This window comes from Leptolyngbya sp. FACHB-1624 (assembly GCF_047649235.1).
In the GTDB taxonomy this organism is placed as follows: domain Bacteria; phylum Cyanobacteriota; class Cyanobacteriia; order Leptolyngbyales; family Leptolyngbyaceae; genus Leptolyngbya; species Leptolyngbya boryana.
In genome coordinates, this window is sequence record NZ_CP180258.1 from 184846 (window position 1) to 202473 (window position 17628).

Genomic DNA, 17628 nt, shown 5'->3' on the forward strand with positions numbered 1-17628 from the left:
CCTGGTTCATTCTGGATTGTAAGCCAGAGTTATCAATTTTCTTGATAGTCTCTATCATCCAGGATTTCCAATTTGTTTATAGACAACATCTGCATACAGAAGGGTAAAACTGGTAGATTCTCTTAACAATTCGCAGCAAAATTCAGCGATCTTTTAACTGCGTGAATAAAAATTGCGGCTCTAAAAGTCTCAGCTTTATCTGGTTTACACTCAGATTCAACATGCTGTGTAGCATTAAATACAATGAAACCCCAATTTTTTGCAGTTAAGCTGGCAATTCTCACCTGTTTAGTTCCGGTAAGTGCTCAGGCTCAAGCGATCGCAGGGTTTACAATTTTTGGTGACAGTCTTTCAGATAATGGCAATGCGTTTAGAAATACAAACGGTTTAGTTCCACCGAGTCCGCCATATGTAAATGGTCGTTTTACGAATGGAGTTGTTTGGGTTGAAAATCTTGCGACAAAATTGAATTTGACCCCGACTACGATAAATTTTGCATTCGGCGGAGCCACAAGCGGCACTAACAATACCATTACGCCGCTACTACTTGGGGTCACAACTCAGGTGAATGGCTTTTTACAATCTTCGCCTTCTGTTAGTCCAAGTCAGGCGTTTGTCGTTTGGGCAGGAGCGAATGATTATCTGGGCGGTGGAATCACAAATCCAGCGATCCCGGTTGGAAATATCGGTGCGATTTTGCAGCGTTTGACAGCAGCAGGAGCGAATACGCTAGTTGTACCGAATCTGCCGGATTTAGGGCGGGTTCCAGGGACGGTAGGAAATCCGGTGCAAAGTGCGGGATTGACGCAGCTTTCAACCGCGCATAATCAAGGATTGCAGGCTACTTTACGATCGCTTGCCCAAAGTAATCCGAATTTGAGCATTGTTCCGATCGACATTAATGCGCTATTTAACCAAGTTCTCAACGATCCGGCACGATTTGGCTTTACGAATGTCACGCAGGCTTGTCTTGGAACTGGTGCAAACTGCGACCAGTTTTTATTTTGGGATCAATTGCATCCGACAGCCAGAGGGCATCAGATTATTTCAGAATATGCGTTCTCGCTGTTGAGTGCGCCGTTGTCGATCGCGCCTCAGACTGAAATTGCATTAGGCGTGGCACGTCGTCCTTCCAGGGATTTAGACGGTCGAATTTTAGCGCTTCGGCAAAACCCTAACCCAGATCAAAAACTGGGCGTATTCGTGAATGGAGATTTCAATTTTGGGAATCGGGATAGCAACAACGGCATCATTGGCTACGATTTCGATACCAAGAGCGTCAGCGTTGGGGCAGATTATCGCGTGACCGATAACTTAGCTTTGGGCTTGGCATTGAACTATGGGCGAAACAATAGTGAGCTAAATAATAATCTGGGAGAAGTAGATGTGAGTAGCTTCTCGGTTTCAGCCTATGGCAGCTATAGCCAAGAGAAGTTTTATGCGGATACGTTGATTAATTTCGGATGGAATAAATTTGACATTACACGAAATCTGAACGTGACTGGATTTCGTTCTGCGACTGCGGAGCCAGATGGGAAGCAGTTCTCGGTTCGGTTCAATTCTGGATACAACTTTGGCTCAAATGAACTCTCAGTCGGTCCGATGATTGGAGTGCGATATACCAAAGTGAAGATTGATGGCTACACCGAACGGGATGGCAGCATTTTGAATCTGACTGTGCCTGACCAAGAGGCAGATTCGGTAATTCTAAATATCGGCGCGCAGCTAGCTTATGATTTTCGTTCTCCTTCTGCAACTATTACGCCATTTATTGCAGCGAACTATGAACATGAATTTGCGAATGGTAGCCGCGAGATTGTGACGGAATTAGCGAGTCAGCCGGGGATTCCTAATCGAATTCGTACCGGAGAACCCGATCGAGATTTTGTCAGATTAAGTACTGGCGTGCAGGCGCAGTTTGCCAACAATCTTTCGGTTGGGGTTGGGTATGAGACGGTGTTAGGAAAACAAGATGTGAGTGATCATGCGGTGCAGGCGCAATTGCGATATCAATTTTGATTTCAGGACATTCTTTAGGAAGATCGCGTAGATCAAGATTAAAGCCGTGACGATCGTCGATCGTCACGGCTTTATTTAGCTTTGAACAAAATTTGCTCTGCTGATTTTACTGACCCGCACTTTGAGGCGGATCAACAAAGCCGAGTTCTTGCAGTTGTTGATAAGCTTGTTTGCCCAAATCCCGCGTCGGTTGTTGGCTACGGATAATTTGCACTAACAAAGGCACAGCCAATTCAGGCTGATTCATTGCCCGATGCGCTACCGCCAAGCGATAGGTTGCTTGATCTCGTAATTGTGCTGTCTCCAACGCTTTTTTCCGCTGGCTATCTGCGACACGAGTATCAATCCCAGAAAAGCTAGCTGCCAAATCTTGGTGGAAGTTGGACAACTGATTGTAGACTTGGCGAGCTTCTTGCAGCTTTTTCACCGCCAAAGGCATGTTCTGCGATCGAATCGCTTGCTCAGCTTCATTCATGAGCTTTTGCCCACCCTGTAAACTCAGAACACCCCCTTCACCCTGGGTCGCGGTCGGGCGCACCACATTTGGATCAGTCAGATCGATGGGACGGGGCTGACCTGCTCCGGGTGCAGGTTTGGGAGTCTGTGCTTGGACAGCAGGAGCCGCAAACATCACACCTGCAAGCATTGAGAGCGAAAGAATGCCAGAGATGGAAAGAGGTTGAATCGTTCTCAGATGAGCCATGAATAATTGCAGAATGTTTTTAATAGGACAACTTGGAACTCTCGGATCTTATCACTGAAGAATCCTTTTTCAAATGAAGTAAAAAAAATCCAAAAGTTCGTCCGATTTAATTCGCAATTCCGATTGGACACCAATAAGAATAGTCATCGGTTATTTTGCCTTCTGAAACACGAAGTCCGATTCCGGCGGGAACAAAATGATCCGTTCCATCGTTAAATAACCAGGTACTCCATAAGGCAGTCATCTCTTTATTCGCAAGGTCGATCGTCGGAAATTTCAAGAGTTCCTGATAGACATAAAATTGATCGGTGTACCAAGGATCTTGATTGGGGCTTTGGTCACTGATTTCTCCTGCAATTACGGAAAAACATCCTTCTCCTTGTCTGCCAAATACAGGTTTTCCAAAGTAAGTGTCACCCATTTCTTCAGAAATTTGAACTGTTTTTGGAAACAAATCAAAGACGGTTTCAGCCTGTTCTGGAGAGAAGAAATCTAATCCCAAATCGGTAATTAAAGCGAAAATACTTTTTGGCTGTAATGCAAAAGCAGATGCAAAATTGACGATCACTAGCTTTCTTTTAAGAATCAATTCTTCCAGCGCTGACCAAAGTTCTTGACCGTTTGGATCACGATCGAAAATTGCCCATTCGACCGGATACCACATAAATAAAATGTCGATCGCTTCTCCTGATCTCTCGTTAAACAAGTATTGATGATCTTTAATGCGAAGTTGTTCAATCTCAAAGACCTGATGCGGTTGATCGACAAATTTGCTTAGCCAGCGCATCGTTCCCATATCTTCAGGATTATCCAGCGTGGTCATCGCAATGTTACAGCGATCGAGGGATTTCCCTAGCCAATTTGCAGCGCGTTTAATCGCTTGATTGATTGAATTTCTGAGAACTGATTGAATCTGAGTTTCAGCAGGTTTGAATCCAAAATGTTCTGCAACTTTTGCGTTGCCTTCTAAACATTCAAACCAGAAACTCGGGGTTTGAACATTCGCTTCAATGACTTTATAAACTTCTTCTTGTTCGTTCCAGCACCAATCGAGCCGCATACAAAACGGCGGCAATCCATCAAATTTGATCACTCGAACGGTTTCTTCTGGAAATCCATATTCGAGCAAGGTTTCTTCATCAAATCCACGAATTACTGACCAGAGATGACTCAGCACAGTGCCAACTCGTTCTGCTGCATCTTTCATCCGAGAAATTTGCTGTTGTGAAACGGGATGACAGTGATACAGCGCATACGGTTCTAGCGAAACGCCAGCGTTTGGAACGAGGTTGTACCAAGGCATTTGAAGTTGGCGGAAGAGACGATCGCGCTCTGTTCCAGTAAATAAACTACTCATCCTCCAGAACGACCTCCACCGAAGCTGCCAAATCCACTCCGGCCGGAAGCTGGACTAGACACGCGGCTTCCAGACGAGCTACTTCCGCCAGAACGATAGGAGCTACCTGAAGAACTCCCGCCTGAATAACTTCCGCCTGTCGGTGAGCATCCGGGAGGAAGATATCCTTGAGCATTAGGTTGGCAGTTCTGTGTCGAAGAAGATGAACAGGCTGTAAAAAGCGAGAGTATCATGGAGGACACTGCCAAGCTACACAGCACTTGATAGCGATTAGATTTCATAGATTTCCTGTGAACAGGCACATATATATGTCAGATACAAGCTAATCTCAAGATTCCCGAATCGTTGAGGTTAAAAACCGTAAAGCAGTCGCGAAATTCAGTGAGCGACTGTTGAAATTGAATCAGTGAAACCGTTGGAGAACAGCGCCATGACGAACGCATCTACCCCTCAAGGAAATGCCAGTATTCCTGATGAGAATCGCGGCAAAATTCTACAACGCGGTGGAGAAGAATTACTGGTTGAAAAATTAGACGATCGCTTTGCAGTGAATGCGACTTCTAAACAGCAGGCTTGGGATTTGGTGAATAAAGTTCCAGTCCAGATCAATCCGGGTGCGGCTCCTCCTCAATTGACAGAATTTATTGTCGATCCGGCACAAAAAGATCAAGTCTTAAATCAAGTTCGCTCTGATGCTCAGGTGAACTATGCGAGTCATGTTTATCAGGTTCAGGGTAGCCCTGGTTCTCAACTTTATGTGACGAATCAAATTACGATTCAATTCGATCCTGCTGTCAAAGCTGAAACGATGAGCGCGATCGCGCAAGAATTTGGTTTAGAACAGGTGAAACAGATTGCAGGAATTCCAAATACTTTCGTGTTTCAACTGACTGCCAATTCACAAGAGAATCCGCTGAAAATTACAAATCGTCTCATTTCGCGATCGGAGATTCTTACTGCCGAACCGAATATCATTGTTCGCCAGCAAGCGCATTATCGCCCCAAAGATTCGCTGTATTCAAAGCAATGGCATCTGAATCATTCAGGCGGGCAAGATCTGGCAACTGGAGCGCATGTATTTGCTGAGCAAGCTTGGGATATTACACGTGGAAGTCGATCGATTGTGGTTGCTGTGATGGATGATGCTATTGATCTAGGTCATCCTGACTTTCAAGGCTTGGGTAAGGTTGTTGCGCCGAGGGACTTTAAGGGCAGAGACTTTAATCCGGCACCAGACGACTTGGGTGAAGATCATGGCACTTCTTGTGCAGGCGTTGCGGTCGCTGAAGAGAATGGATTTGGGACAGTGGGAGCGGCTCCGGGCTGTGCTTTGATGCCGATTCGGACAACGGGATTTTTGGATGATCAAACGATCGAGGATTTATTTGGTTGGGCAGTCGATCGAGGTGCTTCAGTCATTTCTTGCAGTTGGGGACCGAGTGCTGTTTACTATCCGTTATCTTTGCGCCAAAGAGCAGCAATTACTCGTGCTGCGACCGAAGGGCGGGACGGAAAAGGCTGCGTGATTGTCTTCGCCGCCGGAAATGCCAATCGTCCGACCAATGGAACCATTAATGAATCGGGCTGGCGGAACAATGCAATTAGCGGTAGGACGAGTTGGTTAGGTGGTTTTACTGTACATCCTGACGTGATCGCGGTTTCGGCTTCTACTAGCTTGAATAAGAAAGCAGCCTATAGTAACTGGGGGGCTGAAATTTCAGTGTGTGCGCCGAGTAACAATGCTCCTCCCGGAATGGGACTGCCGGGAATTGGGTATGTGGCAACGCCTCCAGAAGTTCGGACTGCACTGCGCGGTTTGGGGATTGTCACTGCCGATCGACGAGGAAACGAGGGCTATGATACGGGCGATTTTACTTACGGATTTGGTGGAACGTCGAGTGCTTGCCCTTTGGTTGCAGGCGTTGCTGCATTAGTACTGTCTGCAAATCCAGATCTGACGGCTCAAGAAGTGCGTCAAATCTTGCAACAAACCGCCGATAAGATTGTTGATCCAGATCCAGATCCGCAGTTTGGACTGCGCAAAGGAACGTATGAAGCGAGCGGTCGCTGTGATTGGTTTGGCTATGGGAAAGTTAATGCGGCGAAAGCAACTCAAGCCGCGATCGCGAGAAGAGTCTCGTTAACGGTTGCGCGATCGCTGGTGGTTGAGAATAGCAAGATGGTGATGATTCCTGACAATAGCTCGGTTGGAATTGCGAGCGAAATTCAGATCAACGAGTTTGCAACGATCAAAGATATTCAAGTCACCGTCAACATTACACACGATTTCCTGGGTGATATTGAAGTCAGTTTAGTTTCGCCTTCAGGCAGCGAAACGTTACTCCAAGGTCGCACGCTCGGACGGCAGACGGTGCTGAATCGAACTTATTCTCTGCAAACGACACCGCCGTTGAGAAGAATGCTAGGACAGCCAGTACAAGGGCGTTGGCAGTTGCGAGTGGTCGATGCGATCGCAAATGATACCGGGATTATCAATAGCTGGAAATTAGCGATCGGGGTTTAGCTACTGCTAGATCCGTTGATGCGTCGAATTGAAATTCTCGCTTAGCTGGATGGATTCATCGTCAACCTTCACGCTTGAACCGCTAAAATATAGGATGTTCGTCGTTTTGGCGGCTCAACTTGGGCTAAAAAAGCGCATAAAACTAACTTTATTTAACTTGGATTTGGGGCAGAGTCCGCAAATCCAAATTGCTGTCACGAGGAATTCCTTATATGGTCGAGAGTCGAGATAGAACGCCCACCGCCCAGGAAACCTTTGCTCAAATGGCACAGGCTGCTGGATTGCGGGGACGAATACTGGTAACGATCGGGCTTTTGGTGTTCGTTCGACTGGGAATTTTTATCCCGCTTCCCGGTATCGATCGAGCCGCCTTTTCACAAGCGATTCAAAGCAATAGTGCGCTGAGTTTTGTAGACTTATTCGCCGGGGGCGGTTTGAGAACCTTGGGTCTATTTGCCCTAGGGATTCTTCCCTTCATTAACGCCTCGATTATTATTCAACTGCTCACGGCTGCGATTCCTTCTCTAGAAGACTTGCAGAAGAATGAAGGCGAGGCAGGTCGGCGGAAGATTTCCCAGATTACCCGCTATGTGTCCGCCGGGTGGGCTGTGGTGCAAAGTACGCTTTTAACGATCGGGTTATTACGACCGTTCGCTGAAAGCTGGAGTCCCATGTTCGTTGTGGAAACTGTGTTGGCGTTGACGGCTGGCTCTATGTTTGTCATGTGGGCAGGCGAACTGATCACCGAACGCGGTATTGGTAACGGTGCTTCCCTGTTGATTTTCTTGAACATTGTTGCCACTTTGCCGAATACATTAGGTCAGGCATTCGACTTAGCGCAAACGGGCGATCGCGCAGTCGTCAGTAGTGTCGTAATTCTCCTGCTGGTCTTCCTGGCAATGGTGGTTGGGATTGTCTTCGTTCAGGAAGGGACAAGACGGATTCCGATCATTTCAGCGCGTCGGCAAGTTGGACGACGCGTCATGATGGAAAGAAGCAGTTATCTGCCCTTACGCCTCAACCAAGGCGGTGTAATGCCGATCATTTTTGCCTCGACCGTGTTGACGATTCCGGTGATTATTGCCCAATCGTTTAATAATGCAGATCTGGCAAACTTCATTGGCAAATATTTAGGTCCGGCTTCGATTTGGCATAACTTGCTGTACTTTGTGCTGATTCTGTTCTTTAGCTTTTTCTATGCGTCGCTGATTATGCAGCCGGATGATATGGCGAAGAACTTGAAAAAAATGGGATCGAGTATTCCGGGGATTCGTCCGGGGAATGCAACCACGGAGTACATTGAGGGCGTACTGAATCGTTTGACCTTCTTAGGTGCTATCTTCTTAGGAATCGTGGCGATCGTGCCTTCGATTATCGAAAATGCTACGCCTGTTAAGGTTTTCCAAGGCTTTGGGGCGACTTCATTGTTGATTTTGGTCGGGGTCGCGATCGACACTGCTAAACAGATCCAAACATATGTGATCTCTCAACGTTATGAAGGAATGGTGAAACAATAGTGGCGCGACTGATTTTTGTAGGACCTCCCGGAGCCGGAAAAGGGACTCAATCCAAGTTTTTGGCGGATGCTCATCAGATTCCGCATATCTCGACTGGAGATATTCTCCGGGAGTCCGTGGCTGCGAAAACGTCGCTCGGTGTGCAGGCTCAAGGCTATATGGATCGCGGGGAATTAGTTCCGGATCAGTTAGTGATTGATTTGATTCGGGAACGTCTGAGCAAGCCGGATGCACAATCGGGCTGGATTTTAGATGGATTTCCTCGCAATGTGGCACAGGCTGAGTTCTTAGATGCCTTGCTGAGTGAGTTACATCAAGGCTGCGATCGAGTGGTGAATTTTGATGTTCCAGATCCGGTACTGCTGGTTCGGCTTTTGAGCCGGGGTCGGAAGGATGATAACGAAGAAACGATTCGTCGTCGTCTAGAAGTCTATCGAGAGCAGACTGCACCCTTGATTAGCTACTATGAGTCTCAGCAGAAGTTAGTCACAGTCAATGGTGATCAATCGATGGATGAAGTCGCTGCAGCATTAAATCAGGTTGTCGCTTAGCTTTGTTTGATGAAATGAACCTGGCTCGATCGAACAAATCGAGCCAGGTTTTTGTTTGTAAATCAATCTATCAATTTAGGCAGAAAGCACTGGGTGTAGCGGATATGATGCTCTTATTCATCCTGGAAACGAAAGCCTACCTATGACCCCAACGCTCTTTGGTCGATGGCAAACTCGCATTCTGCTGTTATCTACGATCGGGGTGTTCGTCACTCTTCCCTTCTCCCTAGGCATAATAGCTGAGCCATCTGATAATTACCTTGGGATTCTGATTTGGATCGCAATTCTAGGATTAGGCTGGGATGTTCTGTACGACAGAATTCAAAAATTTCGCTGGGATCGGGATTGGCCCGCGAGTTTTCAGTTGCTTGCAGGAATCTGGGAAGGACTCTTTCTGCTCTTTGTGTTGAATGGATTGGAAATCGCTTTGCCTGGAGTTGAGAGCATCCCGATCGAGGTGGGTATCTTCATTTTCCATTACAGTCTTGTTTGGCTCACAGTGTTTATTGCTTCCCAGAGCCTGATGCGAGTTTTCTTTCCACGCTGGCGATTCCGTGGAGGTAAATGGCTCTAAATGTATGGAATTTTAAGCGTTGCAGGATTACCTTTAGCTGATCCAGTCTATCTTTTTAGCCTGATTCTTGGATTGATCTTTGTGGCAATGAAGCTTGCAACTTGGTTGCGGTTGCCGATGATCGTTCTCTTGATTGTATTCGGTGCGATCGTAGGAATGAATGGCTTGGGCTTGATCGCGCGGGATGCTCAACTGATTTTGCTAGAGCGAATTGGATTGCTCTACATTATGCTTTTAGCAGGACTAGGATTGCAGCTCGATTTCCTCCATCATGCAGGTAAGAAAGTCCTCACCTTTGGGCTGCTAACGTTTGGTGTGCCTTTTGCGATTGGCTTTGTGACTGGACAGGTTCTAACTCAGAATTTACTCGTTGCAGTACTGCTGGGGATTCTTTACTCGCCGCATACTTTAATGGCATATCCCATTGTTGTTGCATTTGGGATTGGGCAGCAAGAAGCAGTTTCTGTTGCAGTGGGCGGATCAATCATCACGACAGTTCTAACCCTAATGGCATATGCGATCGTGAAAGCAATTCAAACTGGGGGAATTGGAATCGACCTGTGGATCAAACTGCTTGTCCTGCTGCCGATCGTGATCGTTAGCTGCTTGAAAGGATTACAGTATCTAGCACAGCGGGTGATCAAAGATGAAACCCATCCTCAGCACGCATTCGTATTTGTGCTTGCGGCAATGTTTTTAACTGCAAGTCTGACTCATGCTATTGGCGTAGATGCTATTGTGGGTGCGTTTATTGCAGGGTTAGCTTTAAGTCGCTCCGTGCCGAGTCAGCCCATGCAGCAGCTTGAATTTGTGGGGAATAGCTTATTTATTCCGATTTTTGCTTTGTCGGTTGGCGTGTTATCTGATCCAAATGTCCTGATTCAGCATCCAGAAAACTTAGGTATTGCAGCTTTCGTGATTCTGGGTGCAGTCGGTGCAAAATTCTTAGCAGCTTGGCTGACTGGATATTGTTTCAAATATGATTGGGCAGCAATTTTTACGATGTTTGGCTTAACAATGTCGCGATCGGCGTTAGTCCTCGTCATTGCTTTATTTGGTCGCAATGCTGGTTTACTTAGCTCCGGAGTATTTAATGCGATCGTTGCTTACATTGCGGTCACTTGCTTAATCGGACCTGTCATTACAACCGTTGCAGGCAAAGCGATCGCCGCACGTTAGGGGGCTTGATTTTGAACCCAGCGTAACCATTGAGTAAACGATCGCAAGCCATTCAATGACTTGATGCCAGGAACCTGTGCCGTGCTCAGATCATCGACGGCAACCAATGCTGCATACTGAAGTCCTAAAAAGCTATCGACGGCTGCATAGGGACCTCCCAAGGTCATCGCCCCTGCTGCATACATTCGTCCTGCACCATTTCTCATTCCATGCATTTCAAACTGATTTGAGACTGAAAGCCGTTTTGTGGGATTAAGATCGAGCTTGTACCGCAGCACCAAATCTTTGAGCAAGGGACTAAACTGAACCTCATTCGTGAGTCCTGTGGCATCAATCAAGAAATCGACTTTGATCATCTGCTCATTGTTCTGAGCTTCGGCTTTTTCTAATACATCAATGCGTAAGCGATCGTGCTCTCGCTGCAAATCTTTGATCTCGCCAAACAGAATGCGATACCAACCGGAACGAATCCCTTGATCAATCATGTCCTGCCAGTCGTGACGGTCTGCCGTAGTTGTCCCGCCCCAATCACTAAGTAACCGTTTCCGTTCTTCAGGGGGTGCTTTTTCTAAAGCTTCTCTAAGTTCACCGCCCCAACATGCTTTAGGCCAATTAAACGGCTGAAGCTCTTGGTGATTTTTCACAAGACGAGTTGAGCTTTGATAGCGATGTCCTTGAGAGACGGGCGATCGCATCATGTGAATCAACTGAATCTTCGTGTCTTCGTATTTTCGCATCTCATCAATGCGTTGAATGATCCGAGAGGCAACAATGCCCCGACCTTGTAACACAATCACTCCGCCGCCTCGTTGTTTGAGCTGCTGATAGACATGTTGATGGTCTTCATAGGCATTGACAACTAAACGATCGTCAAATGCTTCTTGAGTCTTTTCACGATAGGTAGTCACAAGCGGCAGATACCGCAGTGCAGGATATCCGATCGCGATCTGGACATAGCGCGCGACCAAATAATGGTAGCTCCGTCCACTCGCACTACTGCGTGAATAAGCAATCACATAGCGATCGTCTGTGGTTTTGCGAATCGCTCGCACATCACCATAGCGAAACATCTGCTGCCATCCCATCCGTCGGGTCTCACGATCGATCGACGCAAAGACATTGCCCGACTTGGGTGTATAGGTTTCGATGCCTGTTGGCTCTGAAAAAACTTGGTAGAGCAGCTTGAACGCATGACCAAGCTGACCTTTTCCCAAATCTGACCAGGCTTCTCGCAGTGCATAGCTAGGAAATCCCCAGATATTATCTGGGCAAGAATCCGAGTTCGATCGTAATCGTTCATGCGGTGGAATTTGAGAAAATTCGCACAGTTGTTGATAGTTCCAATAGGGCTTCTGTTCTGAGTCGAGACGAAGCTTGCCCTGTTGATCGAATTGCACCTTACCTAAGACACGAATCTGATCGGCTCGAATTCCAGATAGCCTGAGCAAATTTGCCCAAATATAGCTCCCCAATCCACCGCCAACCGCTGCAAAATCAATTTGCTCAACCTCAATCCGATCTCGGTCTAAATCCGAGAGGGAAATGTGTTCAGCTTGAATGAACCAAGGAGGCGGAAAGCTAGATTGTGTGCGAGCAGGTGCAGGAGGTGCAGCAACAGAGATTCGCGACGGAAACTGGGTGCGAAGAATGGAAACCTGAAACGGACCCACTTGTAGCACATCGCCATCGACTAAATCTGCCTGCGTCTGAGCGCGACCATTCACAAAGAGTCCATTACTACTGTGTTGATCGCTGACTATCAAGTTCCCGTCTTTCCACTCGATCAGGGCATGAAACCGTGAAACTTGCAAGCTATTGAGAATCACATGCTGGCGATCAGGAATGCCCTGTTGGCGCATCGTTTCTGCACTTCGCCCAATGGCGATCGGAGTGACCGCAACGATTTCTTGCTCAGCTTCAGTAACAGGATCATTCCAAAAGAGAGTAACGGTAACTGGCATACTTTCGTTAGTTTAGGGAATATAGATAGAAGCTCCATGTAAAAAGAAGCCATCTTTCGGACAGCGTCCATTAAATTTTGTGGCTTCCTCGTAGGTATAGCCTGATGCACAGTGTGGGCAAGTCAGGGGCAAGGCAGATGTTGGAGCACCTTCCGCTTTGAGATCCGCAGGCGCGGTTGGAGCAATCACGATCGGGGTGTGGAGCACAACCGAGATCTGGAACACTCGTCTGCCGAGCTGCAACTCTCCATCATGATCAAGTGGCACAGGTACGTCATCCACCCAATTCCCGTACAGCTTAGGAGGATTGCTTTTGCCTTTGAGATTGCGGAGATAAAACTGGTCTGCAGGGGGGGCAAAGTAGATTTCGACATGTAACTTCGATACGGTTAAGTCTTCCTGTGTGATCGAAGGCAAGACTAAATCACAAGTGACTGGATCTCGACCAATTCGCAATTGCGGGTGAGCAATTCCAGGGTGAGTAGAGTAGAGAGTGCGAGTCATCGTGCCCTTGTTCCAGGTAAGAATCAACTCTTTCATGTTCGATGTCAATTTTCGATGTCAATTTTTATGAGAGTAGAACGGGGTAGTATCTCATCTTGCAATGACTACTGAATGCTGTAGAGCGATTCTGCATTGTTATGGGTAAATTTTCATCACGGATGAGGACGTTGCTTGAATCTAGCGCTCTCCTACAATATTTATCACGCCGTCCTTTTTAGAAAACGTTACATCAACAAAATAATACAAACGAATCTGTAGAATAACTATCTCGTTGCATCCACAGATCTCGCTCAAAGCAGTCTCAGATCCGATCTCTCCAAATTCGTTGAGCCTTTGCTCCGGCTCAGCTTTACTTTTGGCTAGAATTGTCAACCCAATTGAATCCGATTGAAGTCAGCGTATGCAGATCCCCAACTATTACGCTCGCACGGAAACGAATCAATGCGATAACACTGTGTTTTTCTTGCTCGACGATCGAGCCGAACAGATTCCCGTTTTGGTGGTTGCAGATGGGATGGGAGGATATGAGCATGGCGAGGATGTCAGCTGTCAAGTCGTCTTAAAAGTAGAAGATTTTCTTAAGCTAAAAAAATCGCCTGTCGAATGCATTCAACGAGGCGATTACCATGACGTTTGACCTTGTAAAGACGTAAAAGCGTTTAAGCTCTTACGGTTGCTTCTTGATTCAGACGCAACGGGGTTAGGCGACGACTAATGCGTTGAGTTTGCTGAGAATTGCATCAGTGTTCTTCTTCGCATCGCCAAAAAGCATGTGAGTGTTTTCCTTGTAGAACAGGGGGTTTTCAACGCCTGCATATCCACTGCCTAAACTCCGCTTTAGCACGATCGTTGTTTTTGCTTTCCAAACTTCCAGAACAGGCATTCCCGCGATCGCACAATCCGGATCTTCGACAGCGCTAGGATTCACCGTATCATTTGCCCCAATCACTAAAACGACATCCGTTTCAGGAAAATCGTCATTGATTTCGTCCATTTCTAGCACAATATCATAGGGCACTTTTGCTTCTGCTAGTAACACATTCATATGTCCTGGAAGTCTTCCGGCAACCGGATGAATGCCAAACCGAACCTTGATTCCGCGATCGCGCAAAATCTTCGTGATTTCAGAAATCGCATGCTGTGCTTGTGCAACTGCCATGCCGTAGCCTGGAACAATGATTACGCTACTAGCATTTTCTAATTGCTCGACTGTGTCTTCTAGCGAAATCGATTTCGCTTCTCCCGTCATCTCTTTTGCCTTAGCACTCTTCCCAGTTCCAAAGCCGCCCAAGATGACACTGATAAACGATCGATTCATTGCTTTACACATGATGTAACTCAGAATCGCGCCACTACTGCCAACTAATGCGCCCGTAATGATTAGCAAATCATTTGACAACATAAATCCAGCAGCAGCAGCAGCCCAGCCAGAGTAACTATTCAACATCGAAATCACGACGGGCATATCTGCACCCCCGATCGCCATCACCAGATGCACGCCGAGAACTCCAGCTAGCACACTCATGATCAGCAATGCCAACGTCGAATCATGATTCAAAAACTGTGCGCCCAAAGCAACACTTGCACCGAGTAAACCAAGGTTCAGAATGTGCCGTCCTGGAATCATTAACGGCTTACTGCTAACTAAGCCTCGAAGCTTACCAAAAGCAACGATCGAACCTGTAAATGTCACTGCTCCGATAAACACACCAATAAAGACTTCGACTTGGTGAATCGTTGCTTCGGCTCCCGTTAAAGCCTGCGGTTGAAGATGATTCGCAATTCCAACCAGCACGGCTGCCATCCCAACAAAGCTATGCAGCATGGCAACTAGCTCAGGCATTTCAGTCATTGCAACTCGCCCTGCGAGAATTGCGCCGATAATTGCTCCCGGCACAATCACAGTGGCAAGAATTCCATACCCTGTCACATCACTGCGGAGAATGGTTGCGAGAAACGCGATCGCCATTCCAGCAATTCCATACCCATTCCCTTTCTGAGCCGTTTCCTGGTTAGAAAGTCCGCTCAAACTCAAAATGAACAAAGCACTCGCGGCAATGTACGCCACATTAGAAAGACTATCAAACATGGCTCACCTCTATTTCTGGAACATTTTGAGCATCCGCTGAGTGACTAAGAAGCCACCCGCGATATTGATGGTGCCGATCAGAATTGCGATCGCGCCTAAAATTGTCGTTGCAGAAGTGGCAGTCCCCGAAATCTGAAGCATTCCACCCAAGATGATGATGCCGCTAATTGCATTCGTCACACTCATCAAAGGCGTATGCAGTGCGGGTTTCACATTCCAAATCACTTGCCATCCCACAAAGCACGCCAGTACAAAGACGGTAAAGTGGCTGAGGAACGATACAGGCGCGATCGTGCCAATTCCGAGTAAGCCTAATCCGAAGAGAACTGTCCAAATCCAGCTTGTGGATTTGCGAACCTTTGAGACTTCAGCTTTGACTTCAACCTTCAAGGCTTCAGCTTTCGGTGCGGGTTCAACTTTCGAGGTGGGTTCAACTTTCGGCAAAGGCTCGACTTTTTCACCTTGATGTAGAACCAAAGCACCTCGAATCACTTCGTCTTCTAAATCCACGTGATAATGATCATTTCTGCCCATGTCATCGAGCAAATGACACAGATTTTTGCCATAAAGCTGACTGGCTTGAGCCGCCATCCGACTCGGCAAATCCGTTAGACCAATGATCGTTACCCCATGATGCCGAGCAATCTGTCCCGGAGTTGTCACTTCGCAGTTTCCACCCTGCTCTGCTGCCAAATCAACGACAACTGAGCCTTCTTTCATGCTCTCTACCATTTCTTTGGTAATCAAGGTGGGAGCTTTCTTGCCGGGAATCAGAGCGGTTGTAATGATGATATCGACTTCTTTCGCCTGAGCCGCGAACAGTTCCATCTCTGCCTTGATAAATTCAGGACTCATGGTTTTGGCATAGCCGCCTTGTCCAGTGCCATCTTCCTCAAATTCCAATTCGAGGAATTCTGCCCCTAAGCTTTCCACTTGTTCTTTCACGACGGGGCGAGTATCGAAGGCGCGCACAATTGCACCGAGCGATCGCGCGGTTCCCACCGCTGCCAATCCGGCAACTCCTGCGCCAATTACCATTACCTTTGCAGGTGGAACCTTGCCCGCCGCCGTAATTTGTCCGGTAAAAAATCGTCCAAAATGTTCAGCCGCCTCAATCACCGCGCGATATCCAGCGATGTTTGCCATCGAACTCAAGGCATCTAATTTCTGAGCACGGCTGATCCGTGGCACGGCATCCATCGCGAGCACGGTCGCTTTACGATCGGCTAAATGCTTGATTAATTCTGGATTCTGAGCCGCCCAAATGAAACTGATCAAGGTTGCCCCTTCATGCAACAAATCGGCTTCATGTTTGTTTAAACTGGAATTCCAAGTTGGCGGACGAACTTTCAGCACCAGATCTGCATAAGACCAGAGCGTTTCAGTATCGACAATAATTCGGCAACCGGCATCTAAATAGGCTTGATTTGAAAAATTTGCAGCTTCTCCAGCTCCCGATTCAACTAATACTTCAAATCCATATTTCTGTAAGATCTGAGCCGTGTCAGGTGTTGCGGCGACTCGGCATTCGCCTAGATAAATCTCTTTTGGAATTCCAATTTTTCTATACAGGGCAGGGGTTTGATCGGGTGTCCGCTCTGCCCCTGATTCTTTATCGATCGCGATCGTCATAGCATCTCCTGATATGTGGAGGTTTGTAACAACATGTCCCTTAATTCCCAAGCCTTTCTCATTCATACTCGAAAACACAAGGCGAGGTGTCGCTTGTGTTTCAAAAAGTAATTTCTGAGGCAAAGGTTCAGAAATTATAGAGTCAGTATATGAGCGACAAGATGTAAGTTTGTATGAGTTTAAATATCTGAAGAAAAATGCAAATCTAAATTAATAAAATTGCGATAAAAACATAGAGATTTACATAGAAATTTACAACTTTCAATACGTCTGATTCATTTCGAGCAGCGTTAAACACGCAAGATTTTGCTGACCTGGACTAATATTCTTGTTCTAAACTAGATAGAGATATTAATGAGATGTCTAACACTCGGGAACGAATCCTGGGCAAAACTCGTCGCCGTGGAGTAGCCCCTCACGCAACAGTTCCTGCTAATCTCAATGTTGAATGAACTTAACCCCTAATCTATTTTTTTCTATGCTGCTGAAAGGATGTTCAATGCGTCGCACGGTTTCAACTCTCGCGATTGCGGGAAGCTTAATCGCTGCGGCTCCCCTGGTTGCGTTCGCTCAAGGTCTGCCCGGATTGACAATCTTCAGCGGCGTTGAAGCGAAAAACCAACTCAGCTATCGACTCGACTTTGGTGGAAATAGCGGCTCCTGGGATCGCTATCGGTTTCGCATCGGGCGAGAAAAAGTGAAACTCGCGATCGCTCAATTTGCGATCGACTACCCCAACTACTTCAAAGGCACGTTCGATCCGAAAGAAGTTGAACTTTTAGTCAATGACAAAAAAGTTGAGATCGATGAAGTCAAATGGGAGAAAGAAAACTACGTGATTGAGATTTTCCCGAAAGAACCTGTTCCGGCAGGTTCCAATGTCGAAATCATCTTCTCAAACGTCAAGAATCCCAATAGCGGCGGCATGTTCTACTTCAACTGTCGCATCCTCACCCCTGGAGATGTTCCTCTTCTGCGGGATCTTGGAACCTGGATCGTTACGATTCAGTAACCGAAA

15 protein-coding genes are annotated in these 17628 nt (G+C 46.9%); 8 read left to right on the plus strand and 7 right to left on the minus strand.

What is annotated here, in order from left to right; all coding sequences use genetic code 11:
* Nucleotides 1-243: 243 nt before the first annotated feature.
* Entirely contained in the window at nt 244-2019 is a 1776-nt protein-coding gene (locus tag ACMUEV_RS00765) for an autotransporter domain-containing protein (protein WP_190652551.1), read from the plus strand.
* A gap of 106 nt (nt 2020-2125) precedes the next feature.
* Here ACMUEV_RS00765 and ACMUEV_RS00770 read toward each other — a convergent pair whose 3' ends face one another.
* From ACMUEV_RS00770 to ACMUEV_RS00780, 3 genes are all read right to left on the minus strand, one after another.
* Nucleotides 2126-2722 carry a hypothetical protein gene (locus ACMUEV_RS00770; RefSeq protein ID WP_017291215.1) on the minus strand — a complete coding sequence of 199 codons (597 nt, stop codon included), beginning with the start codon at nt 2720-2722 and terminating at the stop codon, nt 2126-2128.
* A 106-nt stretch (nt 2723-2828) separates the two neighbouring features.
* Entirely contained in the window at nt 2829-4079 is a 1251-nt protein-coding gene (locus ACMUEV_RS00775; protein WP_190652550.1) for a glutathionylspermidine synthase family protein, read from the minus strand.
* Complete coding sequence (locus tag ACMUEV_RS00780; protein ID WP_144056291.1) at nt 4076-4360, minus strand: hypothetical protein; 285 nt, start codon at nt 4358-4360, stop codon at nt 4076-4078. Before ACMUEV_RS00780 ends, ACMUEV_RS00775 begins: the two co-directional genes overlap by 4 nt.
* 149 nt (nt 4361-4509) lie before the next feature.
* Here ACMUEV_RS00780 and ACMUEV_RS00785 point away from each other — a divergent pair, with 149 nt between their 5' ends.
* From ACMUEV_RS00785 to ACMUEV_RS00805, 5 genes are all read left to right on the plus strand, one after another.
* Nucleotides 4510-6603 carry a S8 family serine peptidase gene (locus ACMUEV_RS00785; RefSeq protein WP_190652549.1) on the plus strand — a complete coding sequence of 698 codons (2094 nt, stop codon included), beginning with the start codon at nt 4510-4512 and terminating at the stop codon, nt 6601-6603.
* Between the two features lie 212 nt (nt 6604-6815).
* Complete coding sequence (gene secY, locus ACMUEV_RS00790; RefSeq protein ID WP_017291208.1) at nt 6816-8120, plus strand: preprotein translocase subunit SecY; 1305 nt, start codon at nt 6816-6818, stop codon at nt 8118-8120.
* A complete protein-coding gene (locus ACMUEV_RS00795) occupies nt 8120-8671 on the plus strand; it encodes an adenylate kinase (protein WP_017291207.1) in 552 nt (183 codons plus the stop codon). The genes secY and ACMUEV_RS00795 overlap by 1 nt, the downstream gene beginning before the upstream one ends.
* Before the next feature lie 142 nt (nt 8672-8813).
* Nucleotides 8814-9245, plus strand: a complete 432-nt coding sequence (locus ACMUEV_RS00800; RefSeq protein ID WP_190652548.1) for a hypothetical protein — start codon at nt 8814-8816, stop codon at nt 9243-9245.
* Nucleotides 9246-10424 carry a cation:proton antiporter gene (locus tag ACMUEV_RS00805; protein ID WP_190652547.1) on the plus strand — a complete coding sequence of 393 codons (1179 nt, stop codon included), beginning with the start codon at nt 9246-9248 and terminating at the stop codon, nt 10422-10424.
* Here the strand turns inward: ACMUEV_RS00805 and ACMUEV_RS00810 are convergent.
* Both ACMUEV_RS00810 and ACMUEV_RS00815 read right to left on the minus strand, forming a co-directional pair.
* Entirely contained in the window at nt 10421-12385 is a 1965-nt protein-coding gene (locus tag ACMUEV_RS00810; protein WP_190652546.1) for an FHA domain-containing protein, read from the minus strand. The two genes, ACMUEV_RS00805 and ACMUEV_RS00810, sit on opposite strands and share 4 nt — an antisense overlap.
* A 12-nt stretch (nt 12386-12397) precedes the next feature.
* Nucleotides 12398-12925 carry an FHA domain-containing protein gene (locus tag ACMUEV_RS00815; protein ID WP_017291202.1) on the minus strand — a complete coding sequence of 176 codons (528 nt, stop codon included), beginning with the start codon at nt 12923-12925 and terminating at the stop codon, nt 12398-12400.
* Between the two features lie 364 nt (nt 12926-13289).
* Here ACMUEV_RS00815 and ACMUEV_RS00820 point away from each other — a divergent pair, with 364 nt between their 5' ends.
* Nucleotides 13290-13526 carry a hypothetical protein gene (locus ACMUEV_RS00820; RefSeq protein ID WP_017291200.1) on the plus strand — a complete coding sequence of 79 codons (237 nt, stop codon included), beginning with the start codon at nt 13290-13292 and terminating at the stop codon, nt 13524-13526.
* A gap of 63 nt (nt 13527-13589) precedes the next feature.
* Here ACMUEV_RS00820 and pntB read toward each other — a convergent pair whose 3' ends face one another.
* Both pntB and pntA read right to left on the minus strand, forming a co-directional pair.
* Nucleotides 13590-14978, minus strand: a complete 1389-nt coding sequence (gene pntB / locus ACMUEV_RS00825) for a Re/Si-specific NAD(P)(+) transhydrogenase subunit beta (RefSeq protein WP_190652545.1) — start codon at nt 14976-14978, stop codon at nt 13590-13592.
* A gap of 9 nt (nt 14979-14987) precedes the next feature.
* Nucleotides 14988-16676 (minus strand): Re/Si-specific NAD(P)(+) transhydrogenase subunit alpha, encoded by a 1689-nt coding sequence (pntA, locus tag ACMUEV_RS00830; protein ID WP_287455123.1) that lies wholly within the window; start codon nt 16674-16676, stop codon nt 14988-14990.
* Between the two features lie 412 nt (nt 16677-17088).
* Between pntA and ACMUEV_RS00835 the strand changes: the two genes are divergently transcribed.
* On the plus strand, nt 17089-17622 hold the full coding sequence (locus ACMUEV_RS00835) for a DUF2808 domain-containing protein (RefSeq protein WP_199329648.1): 534 nt from the start codon (nt 17089-17091) through the stop codon (nt 17620-17622).
* Nucleotides 17623-17628 lie beyond the last annotated feature (6 nt).

Bases quoted from the DNA above. Each gene is read 5' to 3' on its own strand.
- ACMUEV_RS00765 (WP_190652551.1), top strand. From the start codon at position 244: ATGAAACCCCAATTTTTTGCAGTTAAGCTGGCAATTCTCACCTGTTTA.
- ACMUEV_RS00770 (WP_017291215.1), bottom strand. From the start codon at position 2,722: ATGGCTCATCTGAGAACGATTCAACCTCTTTCCATCTCTGGCATTCTT.
- ACMUEV_RS00775 (WP_190652550.1), bottom strand. From the start codon at position 4,079: ATGAGTAGTTTATTTACTGGAACAGAGCGCGATCGTCTCTTCCGCCAA.
- ACMUEV_RS00780 (WP_144056291.1), bottom strand. From the start codon at position 4,360: ATGAAATCTAATCGCTATCAAGTGCTGTGTAGCTTGGCAGTGTCCTCC.
- ACMUEV_RS00785 (WP_190652549.1), top strand. From the start codon at position 4,510: ATGACGAACGCATCTACCCCTCAAGGAAATGCCAGTATTCCTGATGAG.
- secY (WP_017291208.1), top strand. From the start codon at position 6,816: ATGGTCGAGAGTCGAGATAGAACGCCCACCGCCCAGGAAACCTTTGCT.
- ACMUEV_RS00800 (WP_190652548.1), top strand. From the start codon at position 8,814: ATGACCCCAACGCTCTTTGGTCGATGGCAAACTCGCATTCTGCTGTTA.
- ACMUEV_RS00805 (WP_190652547.1), top strand. From the start codon at position 9,246: ATGTATGGAATTTTAAGCGTTGCAGGATTACCTTTAGCTGATCCAGTC.
- ACMUEV_RS00810 (WP_190652546.1), bottom strand. From the start codon at position 12,385: ATGCCAGTTACCGTTACTCTCTTTTGGAATGATCCTGTTACTGAAGCT.
- ACMUEV_RS00815 (WP_017291202.1), bottom strand. From the start codon at position 12,925: ATGAAAGAGTTGATTCTTACCTGGAACAAGGGCACGATGACTCGCACT.
- ACMUEV_RS00820 (WP_017291200.1), top strand. From the start codon at position 13,290: ATGCAGATCCCCAACTATTACGCTCGCACGGAAACGAATCAATGCGAT.
- pntB (WP_190652545.1), bottom strand. From the start codon at position 14,978: ATGTTTGATAGTCTTTCTAATGTGGCGTACATTGCCGCGAGTGCTTTG.
- pntA (WP_287455123.1), bottom strand. From the start codon at position 16,676: ATGAATGAGAAAGGCTTGGGAATTAAGGGACATGTTGTTACAAACCTC.
- ACMUEV_RS00835 (WP_199329648.1), top strand. From the start codon at position 17,089: ATGCTGCTGAAAGGATGTTCAATGCGTCGCACGGTTTCAACTCTCGCG.